This is a genomic window from Microbacterium sp. TNHR37B, assembly GCF_001620065.1.
Taxonomy (GTDB): domain Bacteria; phylum Actinomycetota; class Actinomycetes; order Actinomycetales; family Microbacteriaceae; genus Microbacterium.
Map to the genome: position 1 here is coordinate 1,151,364 of NZ_LQGV01000003.1, position 18,588 is coordinate 1,169,951.

General features: G+C 69.8%; 14 protein-coding genes. 4 read left to right on the forward strand and 10 right to left on the reverse strand.

Annotated elements, in window-relative coordinates; all coding sequences use genetic code 11:
• Positions 1–5: 5 nt before the first annotated feature.
• From AVP41_RS13355 to AVP41_RS13375, 5 genes are all read right to left on the reverse strand, one after another.
• Positions 6–2,240: a heavy metal translocating P-type ATPase gene (locus AVP41_RS13355; RefSeq protein WP_067165251.1), complete on the reverse strand. Its 2,235-nt coding sequence runs from the start codon at positions 2,238–2,240 to the stop codon at positions 6–8.
• 1 nt (position 2,241) lies between these two features.
• Positions 2,242–2,451, reverse strand: a complete 210-nt coding sequence (locus tag AVP41_RS13360) for a heavy-metal-associated domain-containing protein (protein ID WP_067165255.1) — start codon at positions 2,449–2,451, stop codon at positions 2,242–2,244.
• 134 nt (positions 2,452–2,585) lie between these two features.
• Positions 2,586–3,221: a sugar O-acetyltransferase gene (locus AVP41_RS13365; RefSeq protein ID WP_067165258.1), complete on the reverse strand. Its 636-nt coding sequence runs from the start codon at positions 3,219–3,221 to the stop codon at positions 2,586–2,588.
• A gap of 97 nt (positions 3,222–3,318) precedes the next feature.
• A complete protein-coding gene (locus tag AVP41_RS13370; RefSeq protein WP_157532494.1) occupies positions 3,319–7,281 on the reverse strand; it encodes an SdrD B-like domain-containing protein in 3,963 nt (1,320 codons plus the stop codon).
• Between the two features lie 246 nt (positions 7,282–7,527).
• Positions 7,528–8,574 (reverse strand): hypothetical protein, encoded by a 1,047-nt coding sequence (locus AVP41_RS13375; protein ID WP_067165264.1) that lies wholly within the window; start codon positions 8,572–8,574, stop codon positions 7,528–7,530.
• 331 nt (positions 8,575–8,905) lie between these two features.
• On the opposite strand from AVP41_RS13375, the gene AVP41_RS13380 reads away from it, so the two are divergent.
• Genes AVP41_RS13380 through AVP41_RS13395 form a run of 4 tightly spaced genes read left to right on the forward strand, consistent with a single transcriptional unit; the run spans position 8,906 to position 12,919 of the window.
• Positions 8,906–9,904 (forward strand): TerC family protein, encoded by a 999-nt coding sequence (locus AVP41_RS13380; protein WP_067165267.1) that lies wholly within the window; start codon positions 8,906–8,908, stop codon positions 9,902–9,904.
• Positions 9,904–11,199 carry a hemolysin family protein gene (locus tag AVP41_RS13385; protein ID WP_067165270.1) on the forward strand — a complete coding sequence of 432 codons (1,296 nt, stop codon included), beginning with the start codon at positions 9,904–9,906 and terminating at the stop codon, positions 11,197–11,199. Before AVP41_RS13380 ends, AVP41_RS13385 begins: the two co-directional genes overlap by 1 nt.
• Positions 11,200–11,252: 53 nt before the next feature.
• Positions 11,253–11,930, forward strand: a complete 678-nt coding sequence (locus AVP41_RS13390; protein ID WP_067165273.1) for a response regulator transcription factor — start codon at positions 11,253–11,255, stop codon at positions 11,928–11,930.
• The gene (locus AVP41_RS13395) at positions 11,927–12,919 is read left to right on the forward strand and encodes a sensor histidine kinase (protein ID WP_067165276.1); all 993 of its coding nucleotides are present in this window, start codon (positions 11,927–11,929) and stop codon (positions 12,917–12,919) included. Before AVP41_RS13390 ends, AVP41_RS13395 begins: the two co-directional genes overlap by 4 nt.
• A 14-nt stretch (positions 12,920–12,933) precedes the next feature.
• Here the strand turns inward: AVP41_RS13395 and AVP41_RS13400 are convergent, their stop codons facing one another.
• The 5 genes from AVP41_RS13400 to AVP41_RS13420 all read right to left on the reverse strand — a co-directional run bounded on the left by AVP41_RS13400 (position 12,934) and on the right by AVP41_RS13420 (position 18,558).
• A complete protein-coding gene (locus tag AVP41_RS13400; protein ID WP_067165279.1) occupies positions 12,934–13,731 on the reverse strand; it encodes an FAD:protein FMN transferase in 798 nt (265 codons plus the stop codon).
• Positions 13,728–14,249 (reverse strand): FMN-binding protein, encoded by a 522-nt coding sequence (locus AVP41_RS13405; protein WP_067165282.1) that lies wholly within the window; start codon positions 14,247–14,249, stop codon positions 13,728–13,730. Before AVP41_RS13405 ends, AVP41_RS13400 begins: the two co-directional genes overlap by 4 nt.
• A 31-nt stretch (positions 14,250–14,280) precedes the next feature.
• Positions 14,281–15,702 carry a ferredoxin reductase family protein gene (locus AVP41_RS13410; RefSeq protein ID WP_067165284.1) on the reverse strand — a complete coding sequence of 474 codons (1,422 nt, stop codon included), beginning with the start codon at positions 15,700–15,702 and terminating at the stop codon, positions 14,281–14,283.
• Positions 15,703–15,810: 108 nt separating this feature from the next.
• Positions 15,811–16,536 (reverse strand): VIT1/CCC1 transporter family protein, encoded by a 726-nt coding sequence (locus tag AVP41_RS13415; RefSeq protein ID WP_067165991.1) that lies wholly within the window; start codon positions 16,534–16,536, stop codon positions 15,811–15,813.
• Positions 16,537–16,707: 171 nt separating this feature from the next.
• Positions 16,708–18,558 carry an alpha/beta hydrolase family protein gene (locus AVP41_RS13420; RefSeq protein ID WP_231902752.1) on the reverse strand — a complete coding sequence of 617 codons (1,851 nt, stop codon included), beginning with the start codon at positions 18,556–18,558 and terminating at the stop codon, positions 16,708–16,710.
• Positions 18,559–18,588 lie beyond the last annotated feature (30 nt).

Sequence of the window (18,588 nt, forward strand, 5' to 3'; positions counted from 1 at the left end):
TCGTCTCAGGCGGTCGGAAGGGAAGAGCGGAACCGCCGCAGTCGCAGACTGTTCCCCACGACGAAGACGCTCGAGAACGCCATCGCGGCGCCTGCGATCATCGGGTTCAGCAGCCCCAAGGCCGCCAGCGGGAGGGCGGCCACGTTGTAGGCGAACGCCCAGAAGAGATTGACCTTGATCGTGGCGAGCGTTCGGCGCGCCAGCCTTACGGCGTCGGCCGCCACGCGCAGGTCACCCCGGACGAGCGTGATGTCCGCCGCCTCGATCGCGACGTCGGTGCCGGTGCCCATCGCCATTCCGAGGTCGGCCTGGGCGAGCGCGGCGGCGTCGTTGACACCGTCGCCCACCATCGCCACCACACGGCCTTCGCTCTGCAACCGGGCCACTTCAGCCACTTTGTCGGCGGGAAGGACCTCGGCGATCACGCGCTCGATGCCCACCCGGTCGGCGATGTGGCGCGCGGCCGCGGCGTTGTCTCCCGTGAGGAGCACCGGTGTGAGACCGAGGGCGCGCAGCTGGGCGACGGCGTCGGCACTCGTGGGCTTCAGGGCGTCGGCGACCACCACGATGCCGCGCGCGCGGCCCTCCCACGCCACCCAGATCGCCGTCTGCCCTCGTGCCTCGGCGCGCTTCTGCGCGGCCACGAGCGCCGCGTCCGGCGCGATGCCGAGTCCGTCGAGCAGCGTGGAGCGTCCGACGATCACCGTCGTTCCGGCGACGTTCCCCTCGACGCCGCGTCCGGCGAGGGTGCGGAAGTCCGACACCTCGGAGAGTGTGCCCTTCTCACTGGCGGCGAGGGCGACGGCGCGCGCGATGGGGTGCTCCGAGGCGTCCTCCACGGCACCCGCGCGCCGCAGCACGTCGTCGGCCGATTCATCGGCCGACGGGACGACCTCTGCCACGGTCATCCGGCCCGTCGTGACGGTGCCGGTCTTGTCGAGCACGACGGTGTCCACGCGGCGCGTCGACTCGAGCACCTCGGGTCCCTTGATGAGGATCCCCAGCTGCGCGCCCCGGCCGGTACCCACCAGGAGCGCGGTGGGCGTGGCGAGGCCCAGCGCGCAGGGGCACGCGATGATCAGCACGGCGACGGCGGCGGTGAACGCGGCCGCCGCGGACGCCCCGGTCAGCAGCCAGCCGGCGAGGGTCGCCGCGGCGATCCCGATGACGACCGGCACGAAGACCGCCGAGATGCGGTCGGCCAGGCGCTGCACCTCTGCCTTGCCCTCCTGGGCTCGTTCGACCAGTTGTGCCATCTGCGCGAGCTGCGTGTCGGCACCGATGCGCGTGGCGCGGATGATCAGGCGCCCGCCGGCATTGATGGTGGCTCCGGTCACCGCATCCCCCACGGTCACCTCGACGGGGACGGGCTCACCGGTGAGAAGGGATTGGTCGATCGCGGAGGTGCCCGACACGACGACGCCGTCCGTGGCGACCTTCTCGCCGGGACGGACCACGAACTCATCGCCGACGCGGAGCTGCGCGGTGGGGATGCGAGTCTCCACTCCGCCCCGACGGACGGCGACCTCCTTCGCTCCCAGCTCGAGGAGGGCCCGAAGCGCCGCCCCGGCCCGGCGCTTCGCCCGCTTCTCGAAGTAGCGGCCGGCGAGCACGAACATCGTGACCCCGGCGGCGACCTCGAGGTAGATGTTGCCGCTGCCGTCCCCGCGCTCCAGCGTCCACGTGAAGCCGTGGGTCATGCCGATCATCCCGGCGGTTCCGAAGAAGAGGGCGTACACCGACCAGAGGAAGGCCGCCAGGGTTCCCATGCTGATGAGCGTGTCCATCGTGGTGGCGCCGTGACGGAGGTTGACGGCTGCGGCTCGATGGAAGGGCCACCCCGCCCAGGCGACCACCGGCGTCGCCAGCGCGAGCGAGAACCACTGCCAGCCCGGGAACTGCAGCGCCGGCACCATCGCCAGCACGATCACCGGCAGCGACAGCGCGACGGCAACTATCAGCCGACGGCGCAGGCTGCGGAGCTCGGGATCCTCTCCGACGTCTTCCTGCGGGGCGGGCAGGATCGCGGTGTAGCCGGTGCGCTCGACTTCGGCGATGACCGTGTCCGGGTCGAGGCCGGCGGGCACCGACACGGTCGCTCTCTCGGTGGCGTAGTTGACGGTCGCGCTCACGCCGTCGAGGCGATTGAGCTTCTTCTCGATGCGCATGGCGCACGACGCGCACGTCATGCCGCCGATCTCGAGCTCGATGCGCTCCCTGCCGGGGTCGGTCGTGGTCATCTCAGGCGGTCGCGGCCTCGTAGCCGGCCTCCTCGACGGCGGCGATGACCGCGGCGGTGTCGACCGCATCGGCCGTCGTCACCCGGAGCAGGCCGGTCTGCGCGCTCACCTCGATGTCGGTGATGCCGGGAACCTGCGACACTTCGCCGCGCACGGCACTCTCACAGTGCCCGCACGTCATGCCGGTCACCTGGAACTCTGTCGTCTGCATGGAAGATCCTTTCTCGAATACCCCCGGGGGGTACTTACGGGGACAACTCTAGTCCTCCCTCGTCTATTCCGCTCCGGGGCGCCTGGGCGGGACGCCGACGTGACGGGCGCGATCGGCCCGTTCGTCGCGTCACGTCACGGTGCCGGGGGCGGCGTCTCCGATTCGCGCAGGGGGCGGATGACCCGGCAGGGATTTCCCGCGGCCACGACGTTGGGGGGGATGTCGCGGGTGACGACCGATCCTGCGCCGACGATGCTGTTCTCGCCGACGGTGACCCCGGGGGTGAGGGTGACCGAGCCTCCGAGCCAGACGTTGTCTCCGAGGGTGACGGCGAGCGGCAGCTCCCAGCCGTCCTGTCTTCGCGAGGCGTCTTCCGCATGGTTGGGCGTGTAGATGGCGCACCGGGGACCGATGAGGCAGTCGGCGCCGATCGTCACCTGCCCGCCGCCGATGACGAGGAAGTCGGCGTTGATGAAGGTGCGATCGCCGATCACGAGGCGCATGCCGTAGTCGATGCTGATCGGCGGACGGAAGTCGATGTCGGCGCCGGCACCCGGGATCAGGTCGTGGAACAGCCGTCGCGCGTGCTCGGGCGAACGGTAGTACGTCGCGGTGATCTCGGCGCAGACCGCGTGCGCTTCCCAGGAGAGCTCCTGCAGCGCGGGCGAGGTGCGATACCGGATCCAGTCCCCGTTCAGCAGTCGCCGGAGGTCGTCATCCGTCGAGGCGAGCGCCCGTATCCGGGCGTCCGAGAGAGTGTCGTCCGTCATGCATCCTCCTATGTTGTTATCAACAACATATCGGCGTCGCACAGAAAGACAACAGGGCCCGTCCGACGCGAGGTCGAACGGGCCCTGTTTCGCTGGATCAGCCGAGGCGGCGGCGTCGGGTCACCGCAATGCCTCCGACTGCCAGCAGCAGGACGCCGGCCAGCAACGCCGGCCAGGGAATCTCACCACCGGTACCGGGGAGGGAGGAACCGGGATCCTCACCGGCGGGGTCCTCGCCGCTCGGGTCCTCGCCGCTCGGCGTCTCGCCCGGAGTGGGAGTGGGAGTCGGAGTCGGCGTCGGTTCGCCCGGGGTCGGCGTCGGGGTCGGCGTCGGCTCGCCCGGCGCCGGGTCGCGAAGGATCACTCCGGCGTCCCAGGTCGGGTCGATCCCCTGCGAGGCGCGCACGTCGAAGTAGTCGTAGTCGCCCGTCAGGTGGGGGTTGTCGTCGCCCAGGACGATCGTCGTGGTCAGTCCGGTCTCCGGGTCGGCGTTGGAGTCCGTGCCGTCACTTCCGGCGCCCGTCCGCGTGAAGGCGTACTTCTTCGCCTGCTCCTCGGTCAGCTCGAATCGCACTCGGTAGGTGCCGGCGAGCAGCTCGTCGAAGAGGTAACGGCCGCGGGCGTCGGTCGTGGTCGTCGCGAGCGTCTCGCCGTCCTCTCCCAGGAGCACCACCCGGACGCCGGCGAGGGGCTTCTCATCGGCCCCCTGCACGCCGTCGCGGTCGGCATCGATCCACACGACGTCGCCGATCGCGTAGGTCTTGCGCACGAAGCCGAAGTCGAGCGACGGGTCGTGACCGCCGTCCTCGGTGAGCGGCTCGACCGTGGTCGCCGTCCACGTCGACGAGTCGCCAGCCGTGTCGCCGACGCCCTCGCGTGTCGGGACGTAAGGCGCGAGCGCCTCCACCGTGCGGGGATCGTCGCGGACGATACGCACCGTGTAGGTCTGCCCCTCCTCGAGCACGGGGAGCTTCTCGAACACGTACTCGCCGTTCGGACCGGTCGTCACGGTTCCCACCGGCTCGCCGTCCACGTCCACCACGGGGCCGTTCGGTCCCACGATCTCCAGCACGACTCCGGGGATGCCCGGCTCGCCCGGATCCTGGCGCCCGTCGCGGTTCTCGTCCACCCAGACGAAGTCACCGACCGACACGCGCGGCGCCGGCTCGTCTTCGCCGGGCTCATTGAAGATACGCACTTCCGCGGAGCCCGTGGTCTCGTCGACGACCACGCGGAACAGCTCCGACGTGCGGAGGTAGCCGGTCGGTGCCTTCACCTCGCGCACCCAGTACGTGCCCGGCTCGGTGGCCATCGGCACGCCGCCGTCGGCGGTGCGCAGCTTGCCCTCGCTCACCCGGAGGCCGTCGAGCACCACGCGCCCGGCATCGGCCTGGCCGGCCTCGTTGGAGCCGAGTACCTGGAAACGCGCTGCGTCATCGTCGATCACGACCGACGCGTCGTTCGCGTCCAGCTTGCTGAGGTTGAGCGGGTAGTCGTTGGTCGGGGTGACCGTCGCACTCGTGCCGTCGATCACGTTGGTGACGCCCATGCCCACTTCGTACTCGGCGAGCCGCACGGCGAAGTACAGGGTCACCTCCTGCCCCTGCGTCAGGCGTCCGCGCTCCACGGTGAGGGTGTTCGTGCCGTCGTCGAAGGCGACCTGGAGCGACGAGCCCGGGATCGAGTAGCGTTCGGTCGCCGCGATCTCACCCGATCCGACGTTCGCCGGGTCGACGAAGCCGAGGAAGGCGATGCCGTCCGGGAGCACGTCGACCACATCGCGCACCATCGCGGTGAACGTGCCGTGCGGGATGAGATCCACGCGATAGACGAACTGGTCGTCGACGAGACGGCCATCGGCGTCGATCTCGGCGCGCAGGTTGTTGGTGAACGCGTCGTTCCGCGCGTCGTAGATGCGCTTGCGCACCTCCATCTCGTTGCCGAAGGTGGTGGCGCGCGAGGTGGCCGAGGAGACGTAGGTGTACCCGTTGTCGGCGCCTCGGTAGGACGCCTTGTTCACGATCTCGAGCGACTGCTTGCCGACGATCGGCTTGGTCGGCAGCGTGATCGTGACGGCGAAGTTCGCATCGGCGCGGATGCCGAGCTCGGTGAGGGCGTCGGCGAACGCGTCGTTGACGGCGAACTCCAGATCGCCCCCGGGGGTCAGGCGGAGATCCCAGAACGAGGAGTCGAGGGCGAAACCGCTCCAGCCCAGCTGGTTCTCCGGGAACCACTCGTACCGCAGCGCGATGCCCGCAGAGATCTCGTCGAGGTTCGCGGGGGTCACGTCGAACACGTCGTGATCGACGAGATCCGTGATGACCGACGAGGTCACGTCGCCCACGCCGTTGCCGACCGTGAAGGTGAAGGGAACCTCGATCGACGAACCGGGGGTACCGGTGAGGGGGTTGGTCGGTCCGGCCTTGCGGAAGACGTCGGGGTTGCTGACCTCCGCTCCCGGGGCCTTGGGCTCCAGCGGGCGGTGGCCGACGCTGCGTGACGCGGGGTCGGCGTCGTCGGAGTAGGCGAAGCGCGCCGTGTTTCCGAGACCGGTGTAGACGGCCTCGGCGGTGGGCGGGAGCTCCCACGCTGCCGTGCTCCGCGTGAGGCCGTCGACCGAGACGATCCGCGCCTTCACGGTGATCTTCACGTTCGTCGTGACGTCCTTGCCCACGTTCACGAGCAGCGTGTCGCCGTCGCGCAGGTAGGTGCCGACGTACTCGTCGGTGGCGAACTCCTCAGCTGATACTCCGCTGACCTCGGTGAAGGTCGCGCCGTCGGCCGTCAGGAAGTCGGCGCCCGTCACCCACTGCGTCTGTGCGGGAAGCGTGTCGGTGATGACCACGTTCCGCGCGAGCGCGTGGCGGGTGTCGGCGAAGTCGGCGAACGTCCGCAGATCTGCGCCGAGCGTGTACTCCACATCGATGGCAGGATCGAGCGTCACACCGTCGGCGGCCACGGTCACGGGGATGTCGCCCGGGCGCGACGTGGTCTTGGTGAACGCCACGCCGAGGTTCGGCCGGGGCTGCGCGGCGACGCGGCCGCCGACGCTCGTTGCGGCGGTGCGCTCTTCGCCGCCGTTGAGGATGACGGTGTTCTCGAGGCGCACCGAGTAGTCGCCCCCGTCCTCGTTGTCCTTCACGGCGTCGTAGCGCTCCTGCAGCTCTTCGCGCAGGGCCGCCAGCGCGGCGGCGTCGGCGATCCTCGCGCGGTAGGTGAAGGTGTAGCGCGAGTTCGCTTCGGCATCGAAGCTGTGCGAGAACGACGTACCGCTGACCGCGGGGAGTCCGGTCACCTCGCTCGTCACCTTGTTCACGCCATCGGCGTCGAAGACGTCCTTCGTGCCCGAGAGCGAGCCGTCGACGAGGGTGAGGTGCGCGCCGAGCTCATCGGCGATGGTCACCTCGCGCGCGGCCGCGTTGTTGACCGTGACCGTGAAGGGGATCTCCCGCTCCAGGAATGACTCCGGCAGCACGACCTGTCCGTCTTCGATCGTGACGGCGGGGAAGTTCACTCCGCCCACGTTCTTGGCGAACGCGTCGGTCACCGACTGCGGAGTCTCGCCGGGCCGGGTGATGAGCACCGTCGTCCGGGTCTCCTCACCGTCGTAGCGCCAGACGTGCTCGGTGGTCACCGCTTCATCGACGACGTCGACCTGGAACTTCAGGTCCAGGACACCCTGATTGATGTCGGACGGGAAGGGATCGGCGAAGGTCACCACGATGTTGCCGTCGGCGTCGAGGGCGAGGGACTCCACCGCGGTGTTGCCCGCGGGAACGACGAGCGCCGACTCCGGGATCGTCACTCCGGCCGGCCGCTGCACCGTCACGACCTTGCCGTCGTCCATGCTCCCGTAGCCGATCTGGAAGCTGTAGTCGCGGCCGCTCTCGTAGACGGGCTTGCCGTTGTGCTCCGACACGTTCGGCAGGACGACGGAAACGGTGCCGCCGGCCGCGTGGGCGGCCGTGACGCCGCTGACGGCGAGGGCGGTCGTGACGACGACCGTCACGAGGGCGGCAAGGGCGGTGCGCACGCGCGACCGCAGCCTTCGATTGTTCACGGGGACTCCTCGGTGATCGCTCCGCTGTCGTGTGCGCCGCGGTGTCCGGGCGCGCCACACAGCGCCGGACGGCGGTCGTGCTGCTGTCCGTCGGTGGGGGCCGTGCGCTGGTCGTCCCCGCCTCCGATCTGAGCCGTGGGAGCGCTACCAAGGCGCACTCAATCTCACGGTATCGACGGCGCGGCGTCCGACGCGAATCGATTCAGTAACCCTGCGCGAACTGCTCGCGCGGCTGCGGAAAGCGCTCTACAGGTTGTGCGCGTACAGCACGCCGGAGGAGGTGCCGAGGTAGATCTTGCCTTCGCCGACCGCGAGCGACGTGGCGCCGGCCACGGGGGTGATCAGTCCCGTGAACGTCTCGCCCGCGTTGCGTGACACGAACACACGATCACGCGTCAGCACATGTACCGTGCGTCCCGACACGTACAGGTCGATGATCGCCGCCCCGCCGGGCATCCCGACGGTGCGGATGCGACGCGTGGACGGGGTGAACACACGCAATCCCGTCGGCCCGCCACTGAGGAGGCGTCCGTCGCAGCTCTGCACGCGGGAACCGACCGTTCCGAGGTGGAACCTCTCACGAACGAGAGGCATCTCTTGCCAGTAGCCCTGGTGGAACCGCCGCATCGGCCCGAACCCGCCTCCGGACCAGCCGGCCTGGAGGTAGGGGACGCCGTCGGCGGCCGCGATCCAGTGATAGCGGTCCTGCGCTTGCGCCCGCACGCCGTCTCGCGCGAATGACCGCGCCCACGTGTACGGGGCCGTGCGCTTCCACACCACCGGACCCGCCTGTCCCTCCTCCGCACCGGATCCGACGGCGAAGCGACCGCCATCGGAGTCGGTGATGTCGAACACGTGATACGACGCCCCCACCGGCTGTTGCTTCCACGTGAGCCCGTCGGGTGACCAGCTGAAGCCGCCCCGGGGGTCGAGAGCGGCCAGCGGTGCGTCGCCGAGCGGGTCGATGTTCGGCGCCATCAGGCCGGCGCTCGTGATCCGCCAGGTGTGGATGGCGTGGGTGTAGGCGCGGTGACGGCTGCCGACGAAGCGTCCGCGCGCGATGTCGAACGGGTCGATGCTGATCGGCCCGGTGTTGCCGTTCCAGTCGCCGTAGCCGGCGAAGAGCATTCCGCGGTAGATCTCGAGGTCGACGATCTGCGTGCCGGCCGGTGTCGGCTGCGCGGTGGCGCCGGGATGAGCGCCCAGGCGTTCCCATCGCGTGGACGTGGCCCGCGGCAGCGTCGCGGTCGCGGCGGCGGCGAAGGTCAGAAAAGCGCGGCGAGTGATGGTCATGATGCGTCCCCCTGTGCAAGACGCCGCCCCCAGCGGCGTTCACCGCCGTTGACGGTACCTGCCGGGGTTCTCGGACCGTCGGCAGATGCCCGAACTGCGTCGTCTGCCGCGCGTTTCGCTGTCGGCAGGCGGCCGATCTCCCCGCCTGCGGCGAACTCCCAGGAACGCGTCACCCGACTCCCCTATCCTCTTTCCATCCAGGGGGAGTACTCCGACACGGTCGGCTCGTCATTACGGGTGCATCGCACTCCGGGCCACCGGTCCCTGATCACAGGGATGGGGGAGACCTTGGCGTCGTCGCAACGCTGAGCCCGAGTCTTCCGGAGACCCTGTGAACATCACCCCCCTCGTGTGGATCATCACGATCGCCGTCACCATCGCCTTCTTCGTCTACGAGTTCTTCGCGCACGTGCGCAAGCCGCATGAACCCACGATCGGCGAATCGGCGCGCTGGTCGGCCTTTTACATCGGTCTCGCCCTCGTCTTCGGCGTCGGGATCGGCGTGGTCTCGGGCTGGACGTACGGCGGGGAGTACTTCGCCGGCTACCTCACCGAGAAGGCTCTCTCCATCGACAACCTGTTCGTCTTCCTCATCGTGATGACGAGCTTCGCGGTGCCGAAGATCTACCAGCAGAAGGTGCTGATGATCGGCATCGTCATCGCGCTGATCCTCCGCGGCATCTTCATCGCCGTCGGTGCGACCCTGATCTCGAACTTCTCGTGGATCTTCTACATCTTCGGCGCGCTGCTGCTGTTCCTCGCCTACCGGCAGGCGTTCGCGCACGGCGAGTCCAATCCCGCGGACGGCCGGTTCATGCGCTTCGTGCGCCGCCACCTCCCGGTCAGCGACGAGTACAACGGCGACCGCCTCACCGTGAAACGAGACGGCCGGCGCTTCGTGACGCCGATGCTCCTCGTCATCATCGCGATCGGCTTCGTCGACCTCATCTTCGCCGTCGACTCGATCCCCGCCATCTACGGGCTCACCGAGGAGGCGTACATCGTCTTCACGGCGAACGCGTTCGCGCTCATGGGGCTCCGCCAGCTCTACTTCCTCATCGGCGGGCTCCTCGAGCGCCTCGTCTACCTCGCGCAGGGACTCGCGGTCATCCTCGCCTTCATCGGGATCAAGCTCGTGCTGCACGCGATGCACGTCAACGAGCTCGCCTTCATCAACGGTGGCGAGCCGATGCTGTGGGCGCCGGAGATCCCGATCTGGTTCTCACTGCTGTTCATCACCGCGACGATCACGGTGGCGACGGTGGCGAGCCTCCTCAAGACCCGCCACGACCGTGAGCGTGCCGCCGAGCGGATCGAGGACGCCCGCTGATGGGCGATCTCGTCTGGAACATCGTCCTCGTCTTCGTCTTCGTCCTGATCGGCGGTGTCTTCGCCGCCACGGAGATGGCGCTGGTCACGCTGCGCGAGAGCCAGGTCAACGCCATCGCGGCGCGCGGGCGGCGCGGCGCGAAGGTGGCCGCGCTCGCGCGCAATCCCAACACCTTCCTCTCGGCCGTGCAGATCGGCGTCACGGTCGCCGGGTTCGCCTCAGCGGCCTACGGCGCCACCTCGATCGCCCCGTCGGTCGCGCCGCTGTTCGAGGGGTGGGGGGTTCCGGCGGCGCTCTCACTGACCCTCGCGACGGTGCTCCTCACCCTCGTCATCGCCTACCTCTCCCTGGTGCTGGGTGAGCTGGTGCCCAAGCGGCTCGCGATCCAGCGCAACGCGCAGTTCGCCTACGCCGTGGCTCCTGTGCTCGACGGCTTCGCCACCCTCATGCGCCCCGTCATCTGGCTGCTGTCGGTGTCGACGAACGCCCTCGTGCGGCTTCTGGGCGGTGACCCCGACAAGACGTCTGATGAGCTGACCGACGAAGAGGTGCGTGACATCGTCGCCAGCCACCAGGGGCTGCCCGACGACGAGCGCCGCATTCTCGACGACGTGCTCTCCCTCCGGGGCCGCCAGATCAGCGAGGTGATGCGGCCCCGCCCCGAGGTGGTCGCTCTGGAGGAGTCGATGCCGGTGGCCGACGCGGTGGCCCAGGTGCGCGATCTTCCGTTCTCGCGCTACCCCGTCGTCGACTCGTCCATCGACGACGTCACCGGCTTCGTGCACGTCCGCGACCTCTTCGAGCGCGCGGTCGCCGATCCGGACGAGCGTCTGGGCGACCTCGCCCGCGCGATCACCTACCTCCCCTCCACGGCCCGGGTGCTGCCGACGCTCACGCGGATGCGCGCCGACGGGCATCAGATCGCGGTCGTCGTCGACGAGTACGGCGGCACCGATGGGATCGTGACCCTCGAAGATCTCGTCGAGGAGGTCGTGGGTGAGATCTTCGACGAGTACGACACCGACGGGATGATCACAGGCGACTCCGAGACGGTCGACGGCCGCCTCAACCTGCAGGATTTCGAGGAGGCGACCGGCGTGCACCTGCCGCGGGGTGCCTCCGACACGGTGGCCGGGTTCGTCACGGAACGTCTCGGGCGCCTCGCCGTCGTCGGCGACACGGTGGAGGTCGACGGTGCCACTCTCCAGGTGGTGGCGCTGGACCGACGGCGCATCTCCGCCCTCCGCGTCGTGGCCTCGCCGACGGAGCCGGCCGCGACCGACGGGAGCCCCTGAGAGCGCCCCGACTTCTTGGTGCCTTCTTGGCGACGCTCTGGTTGACTCGCCCTGTGGCCGCTCAGCATCCCGTCTCCGCGCGAGTGCTCTACGTCGAGGATGACCCCGCCATCGCGGCGATGACGGTGGACGTGCTCGGTGAGGTCTACGACGTCGCGCATGAGGTCGACGGGCGCCGCGCGCTCACCCGAGCGCTCGGCGAGCACTTCGACGTCATGGTGGTGGATCGGCGCCTTCCGGGCCTCGACGGCGTGGAGCTGGTTCGGGCGATACGCACAGCCCACATCACGACCCCGATCCTGCTGCTGACGGCCCTCGGAGCGGTGGCCGACCGCGTGGAGGGGCTGGACGCGGGGGCGAACGACTATCTCGTCAAGCCCTTCGACTTCGACGAACTGCACGCGCGGTTGCGCGCTCTCGTGCGGGGGTATCGAGCAGAGGGGCGCCGCCGCCAGGTCGCCGACTGGACGTTCGTTCCGGATGCGGGAGTGGTCTACGGCCCGGGAGGCGAGCGGGCCGCCCTCACCGCCACCGAGAACCGGCTCCTCGCCCTCCTGTCGGAGAGCCCCGACCACGTGTTCTCGCGGGAGGAGATCCTCCGTGCCGTGTTCGCATCGGACGACGCCCTCAGCTCCGTCGACACCTACGTGCACTATCTCCGCCGGAAGACGGGGGCCGAGATCATCGACACCGTCCGCGGTCGGGGGTATCGGGCGGGGGCGGCCTCGTGAGCAGTGATGCGGACCGGTCGCGGGTGCAACGCGCGGCGCTTCGCGTCGGTCTGCTCGTCAGCGCCGCGTCGGCGCTCATCGTCGCCGGTGGGGTGGGGATCCTCATCGCGGTGCTCGTCTCCTCGGCGCGCCCCGACGGGCATCCCGACGGCGATGAGGGAAGGGGGGAGGGCGGTCACGGCCTGGGCGCCCCGGACGGCGACCGGTTCGTCGTCGATCTCGACCACATCCTTCCCTGGGTGATCGGTCTCGGCATCCTCGGCGTGCTGCTGCTCGGCGTCGTGGCCTGGGTCGCCGCTCGCCGGGCCGTGCATCCGCTGGCCGAGGCCCTGCGTGCCCAGCGTGCGTTCGTATCGGATGCCAGCCACGAACTGCGGACCCCCTTGACGACCCTCACCAGCCGGATCCAGATTCTCGAGCGTCGGCGCAGCCGCGGCGAGCCGATCGACGACACGATCACCGAGCTTCGACGGGACGCCCGCGTGCTCGACGAGGTGCTCACCGACATGCTGCTCACCGCCGAGGGCACGGCGACGCCCGGCGACCGCTGCGTCGTCTCCGAGGCTGTCGAGGCCGCCCGGCGGACGATCGAGCCGTTGGCCGCCGAGGCTGGAGTCACCGTGCGCGCCGAGACACCCGACGGGCTCTTCGCAGCGCTCCCCGCTGTCACGCTCACCCGCTTGTGCGTCGCGCTCCTCGACAACGCCGTTCAGCACGCTCCCGCCGGGAGTGAGGTGACCATCGATGCTCGTGCGGACACCGGCGGGGTGGCGGTGCGGGTCTCCGACGCCGGCCCGGGGATCGCCCCCGCCGACGCCGACCGCATCTTCGAGCGGTTCGCGCGCGCGGGTGAGGCGGGGCGTCGCCGTGGGTTCGGACTCGGTCTCGCGCTCGTGCGAGAAGCCGCCCAGCGCCACGGGGGGAGCATCCGGATCGAGAGCACCTCGGCGCGAGGAACGACTTTCCTCCTCCGGCTCCCCGGCGCCTGACCGCCGCCGCACGCTCACGCGGCCGCAACCACCTCGATCTCCACTCCGCTGAGGAAGCGACGCACTCTGCCACCGCGGTCGACGATCATCCCCGCCGTCAGCGGCGCCTCGCGGACCCAGTCGAGGTCGCGCGCGACCACCGCCGCGGTGGCCCAGACGTCGGCGGTGGTGAGGTCGTCGGCCACGACCGTGGCGCTGAGGGTGTGACGGGCCGTGGACCCCGTCGCGGGATCGACGATGTGGAGCCCCCGCTCGGCGGTGCCGGAGGTGGCGACGGCGCCGTTTCGCACATCGAGCGTCGCGAGGACCTCGCCGTGGCGTCGCGGATCGGCGATCGCGATGTGCCAGGACCAGTCCGACGACGTGTCGGTGAACACGCGCACGTCGCCGCCGGCGTTGATGCCGACCGCGACGATGCCCGGCCGGTCGATCAGGGGAGCCAGGAACGTGCGTGCCGCCTCTTCGACCGACCACCCCTTCACGTAGCCGGTGGGGTCGAACCATCCCTGCCAGGTCGCCGAGAAGCGGCCACCCGTCGCGCGCTCGGCGGCCTGACACGCGTCGGCGACGACGGCCACGCGCGGGTCGGCGTCTTCCAGCGACAGTTCGCCTCGGCGGAGCCGCGACACGTCGGAGTCGTCGCGATACGTCGAGAACACGCGCTCCACCTCCCGCAACTGCGCGCAGCAGTCCGCGACGGCCTGCGCCACACCGGGCTCGTCACCCCCCGTGCCGACCGCGTGGATGCTGACGACGGTTCCCATGATCTGCTCCACCCAGACGCGGGTGGGGGTCTGCGCCCGGGCGGTCATGCGGCAGCCCGGTCGAGGGCGGACTGCAGCGACTCCTGGTAGCCGCCGCTGGTGTAGGTGGCGCCGGAGACGAAGTGGATCTGCGCGCTCTGCGCAGACAGGGTCTCGGAGACGAGCGTCGGGATCGCCCGCTCATTGATCTGGCGGTCGCGGCCGTTGCTCTGCGGGTACTGCGGCACGTCCACCGCGGTCACTTCGCCGCCGGAGACCGTGATGGTCACCTGCACGGCGCCGTATCGGGTGTTCACGGCATCGCCCGTGTACGACCCGTCGGTGAGGCCGCTCGCGTTCGCCGAGGCGGCGGCTGAGGGAGTCGCCGAGGCAGTGGCGGTCGGTGAGGCGGCGGCCTCGGCCGGCGCCGCCCCGCTCGAGGAGGAGGGGTTCGCCGCCCCGGTCGCGCTGCTGGACTGGTCGAGGGCAGCGGCGACCGGGACCGCGTCGCCGAGGGAGGTGCGGTAGCTGAACAGCAGCACGAGACCGCTGAGGGTTGCGAGCAGTCCGTAGACGATCTTCTTCATGTCGGGTTTCTCCATCGGGTCGGAAAGGGGATCAGACCGCGAACGCCTCGCTGTGGATGCGGTCGCGGGCGACGCCGGCTGTGCGCAGATCGGCGCGCACCGCCGCCATCCACGGCAGGGGACCGCAGAGGTAGACGTCGTACTGCTCCAGGTCGGGAGCGACGTGGCGGAGCAGATCGCTTCCGCGCCAGGCGTCGTGCGTCGCCGGGATCCAGCTCGATGCGCCGGGTGAGCGGGCACCGTCGAGCGCGAGGTGGCGGACGCCGCGCTCACGGACGAGGCGAGCGATCGCACCGGCTCGCATGAGCTCCGACGGCGCGTGGTCCCGCGTGATGAGCACGGCATCGCCGGGTGCGTAGGCCTCGGCCTCCAGGAGCGCCGTCATCGGCGCCACCCCGGCGCCGGCGGCCAGCATGAGGAGCTTGCGGCCCTGTCGCAGCGCGCCGGTCATGTGTCCGTACGGCCCCTCGATCATCACCGGCGTTCCCGGTGTCAGGCGCGTGAGACGCTGCGTGCCGTCGCCGACGATCCGTGCCGCGATCACCAGTTCGTTCCTGTCCGGGGCGGCGGCGAGGGAGAACGGATGCCCCGCCGACCAGCCCGGGCCGTCCAGAAAACGCCACACGAAGAACTGCCCGGCCTCGGCGCCCAGCCGGTGCAGACCTCGACCGTGCACGCGCACGCTCACGCCGTGGCTGCCGTCGGCGACGACCTCGTGCACGCGGAGTGCGTGACGGCGAGAGCGCCAGAGGGGGATGATCACCCGGAACACGACGACACAGGCGGCGGTGATCGCCCACAGGGTCCACCAGTACACGGTGGCGAGCGGGTTGGCGGTGAAGTCCGCTCCCGTCCAGAGCATGTGAGGGACCGCGAGGCCCACCCCCAGGTAGCCGTAGAGATGGAGCAGATGCCAGGACTCGTAGCGGAGCCGGCGCCGCGCGCGCCGCGCCGAGGACACCACGACAGCGATCAGCAGCCCCGTCCCCGCGGTCGCCAGCAGCATGCCCGGGTAGTTCCAGACGAAATCCCACAGCTGAGCCCACAGCGTCACCGAGGCCGTCGCGGCGTAGCCGATCACGAGGAGCGCGATGTGGGCGAGGAGCAGCCAGAACGACCAGAACCCCACGTAGCGGTGCATGCGGGTGATGCCGTCCCTCCCGAACCCGCGCTCGAACAGCGGAATGCGCGCCATGAGGAGCACCTGGTAGAGGAGGAGGTTCGCCGAGGCGAGGCCGGTGACCCTCCCGAGCGTGGTCAGCGTGTCGGCGTTCCATCCCAGCGTGGCCTGGATCCCCCCGCCGGACACCCAGAGCGCCACGACGAACAGACTCGTGCCGACGATGAGACTCACGGCGCTCAGCCGCCATGCCGCGCGGTGATCGCGGGGCGCGGCGGATGCAGGCGAAGACGTGCGACGAGAGGTCGTCGGCGAGACAGCCGTTGTGGTCATGCGGTCATCGTCGCCAGGCGGCTCTGAGGTGACGCCAAGAATCCGCGGCTCTCAGCCATCGCATAGCAAACGCAGAGGTGGCGGTGGGAACCCCGTCCGCGCGGCGGATCAGCCGACGACGGTGCCGAACAGGGAGCCGACGAGGAAGGTGGCCCCCAGGGCGATCGCGCCGCCGGTGACGGTGCGTACGACAGCGCGCCAGCGGGAGGCCGCTCCGATCCAGGCCGCCGTGTACCCCGTGATCGCGAGGGCCAGCAGCACCGCGACGAACGTCCAGACGATCCGCGCCGGATGGGGCACGAGCAAGATCGTCGCCATGGGGAGGAGTGCGCCGACGAGGAACGCGATCGCCGAGGCGAGGGCGGCATGCCACGGGCTCACGACGTCGTCCTGGTCGATGTTGAGCTCGATCGACAGGTGCGCCGAGAGCGCATCGTTGGCGGTCAGCTCGGTCGCGACGCGGGTGGCCGTGTCGTGGCTCAGGCCCCGCGCCTCGTACAGGCCGACGAGCTCGGCCAGTTCCGCCTCGGGATCGTCCGCCAGCTCGCGGCGCTCCTTCTCGATGAGAGCCCGCTCGGTGTCGCGTTGACTGGACACCGACACGTACTCGCCCAGCGCCATGGAGATCGCCCCGCCGACCAGGGCAGCCGATCCCGCCAGCAGGACGGGCATCACTTCGGAGGTGGCGCCGGCGACACCGACGACCACCGCGGCAGTCGACACGATCCCGTCGTTCGCTCCGAGCACCCCCGCTCGCAACCAGTTGAGTCGCTGCGAGAGACCCACGCGGTGAGGTTCGTCGCGATGCGCGCCGGCCGCTGAGGGGATGGTCATGTCGTCACGGTACGCCTGCGCTCGTCGCCGATCCAGCAAGGTCAGCCGATCCTTCGCGCGGGACTTCCCCTGCCGGGGCCCGCCCGGGCCGACGCGGGCCGGTGCTGGCCGGACGTGTGAAGGGGCGCCCGGGATCGACCCGGACGCCCCTGCGTTCCTGCTGCCGAGGCGTCAGGCTGCCATCGTCAGGCTGTTGGAGACCGAGATGAGGGTGGCGACCATCGCGTTGATGAAGCCGGCGATGTACGGGTTGCCGGTCACCCGGTAGATTTTGCGCGAGATGATCGCGGTGACGATCAGGATCACCACGACCGGGAACAGCCAGATCACGTACATGGCGCTGAACGCCCCGAGTCCCTGCACCGGCAGGCCGGTGGAGAAGAACACGGCGTACTGGATCGCGATCACGATGGTCGGGCCGAGGGCGTTCGCCACGGCCAGCACCGCCGTGTTGATCCACTCCTTGCCGCGCAGCGTGATGCGGTTGAACCCGTTGATGAGGATCGAGTTCACGACGAAATACAGCAGGAAGAACGGCAGGTAGGCCAGCGCGATCAGCAGCTTGTCCGACTCGAACGTGCGGATCGCGAGCACCCAGACCCGGAAGTCCGTCGTGAAGAAGTAGTGCAGCACGAACACGATCCCGAACGCGCTCGCCACGACGATCACGGCCAGCAGCAGGCTCCGCAGCACGGTGCCCCAGCCGGGCAGCACTCCGGCGGCGCGCAGCGACTGTCCGTTGCGCTTGCCGTAGAGCTGGTACGAGATCGTCAGGATGATGAGCCCGAGCACGCCGTTGATCGCGGCCCACACGCCGATGAAGAACGGCGGGCCCTGCGGGAACAGCGGCGGGGCGCCGAAGAAGCCGATCGAGGAGATCTCCGGGTTGGTGGTGACCCACACGAAGCTCGCCGCCGACAGCAGCACCGAGACGGCCAGACCACCCCAGAACCAACCGAGACCCTGACGGGTGGCCGGAGCGATCTCGGGCTGCGGGCGGACGGCGAGGCCGGCGAAGGTGCGGGTGCGCAGGAGGGCGCGGGTGAAGGCGACGAGGAAGATCGCGAACCCGACGAGGCCGAGTCCCGTGAACACCTCGCGCACCTGCCAGGTCTGGCTGCTCGATGCGATCGGGTGGGGCGCGCCGAGCGCTTCCTGGAAGAAGTCGACCGCGTAGGCGACCGAGGTCGCGGAGAAGTGGCTCCACGGGTGGGTCTCGGCGGGGGTGTAGATCACGCGCATCGCGCCGTTCTCGCCGTCGGTGTAGACCTCCCCCGCCACGCGCTCGTCGGTGCCGGCCGGGTCGGTGCCGTAGTGCAGGAACGACTGCGCGTTGGGGGTCGTGATGAAGTCTCGAGGCGCGTTCGTCGGCTTCCCGTCCTCACCCACGCTCCGGAAGAAGAACTCGTCGTACTGCGCGGCGATGATTCCCGCATCGCGGTCCTCGAACGCGTTGATGAACGCGCCGTCCTCGTCGCGGTAGGTCGGGTCGTTGTCCACCAGCAGCGCGGCCGAGATGAGGCGCGTGGGGGCCTGGTTGTCGATCGCGACGGAGTAGCTCACCGCGAACGCGCCGGCCGAGTGGCCGGTCACGCCGATGCGACTCGCGTCGACGTAGGGCAGCGCCGCGACGAGCTTCACGGCGTCGTACATGCCGGTGCCGCTGGTGAGGTTGGTCTCCAGCGTCGTGTAATCGGAGTCGCCGTGCCCGTACATGTCGATGGAGACCACGACGTAGCCGCGCTTGGCGAGCTCGACGAAGTTCGCGTTCTGCATCTCCTTGTTGTTGTACCGACCGTGGCTGACGATCACGGCGGGCGCCTTCGCCTCAGCCGTCGCCGCATCGGGCTTCAGCAGCAGGGCGCTCAGTCCGACCCCCGTGGAGGTCTCCCAGTACATCTCCTTGACGGTGATCTTTCCGCCGTCGGTCTGGACCAGCGATGCGCCGATCGCCGAGACGAGCATCAGCACGAGCGACGCGACGAGCCAGAACCCGTTGCGTCTGTGCAGCTTTTCCTTCATGTGTCCCTACTCCTTCGTGGGTGGTGGTGT

What these genes read in the sequence shown, in the direction of transcription:
- AVP41_RS13355 (WP_067165251.1), bottom strand. Translation starts at nt 2,240, where the DNA reads ATGACCACGACCGACCCCGGCAGGGAGCGCATCGAGCTCGAGATCGGC.
- AVP41_RS13360 (WP_067165255.1), bottom strand. Translation starts at nt 2,451, where the DNA reads ATGCAGACGACAGAGTTCCAGGTGACCGGCATGACGTGCGGGCACTGT.
- AVP41_RS13365 (WP_067165258.1), bottom strand. Translation starts at nt 3,221, where the DNA reads ATGACGGACGACACTCTCTCGGACGCCCGGATACGGGCGCTCGCCTCG.
- AVP41_RS13375 (WP_067165264.1), bottom strand. Translation starts at nt 8,574, where the DNA reads ATGACCATCACTCGCCGCGCTTTTCTGACCTTCGCCGCCGCCGCGACC.
- AVP41_RS13385 (WP_067165270.1), top strand. Translation starts at nt 9,904, where the DNA reads ATGGGCGATCTCGTCTGGAACATCGTCCTCGTCTTCGTCTTCGTCCTG.
- AVP41_RS13400 (WP_067165279.1), bottom strand. Translation starts at nt 13,731, where the DNA reads ATGACCGCCCGGGCGCAGACCCCCACCCGCGTCTGGGTGGAGCAGATC.
- AVP41_RS13405 (WP_067165282.1), bottom strand. Translation starts at nt 14,249, where the DNA reads ATGAAGAAGATCGTCTACGGACTGCTCGCAACCCTCAGCGGTCTCGTG.
- AVP41_RS13410 (WP_067165284.1), bottom strand. Translation starts at nt 15,702, where the DNA reads ATGACCACAACGGCTGTCTCGCCGACGACCTCTCGTCGCACGTCTTCG.
- AVP41_RS13415 (WP_067165991.1), bottom strand. Translation starts at nt 16,536, where the DNA reads ATGACCATCCCCTCAGCGGCCGGCGCGCATCGCGACGAACCTCACCGC.
- AVP41_RS13420 (WP_231902752.1), bottom strand. Translation starts at nt 18,558, where the DNA reads ATGAAGGAAAAGCTGCACAGACGCAACGGGTTCTGGCTCGTCGCGTCG.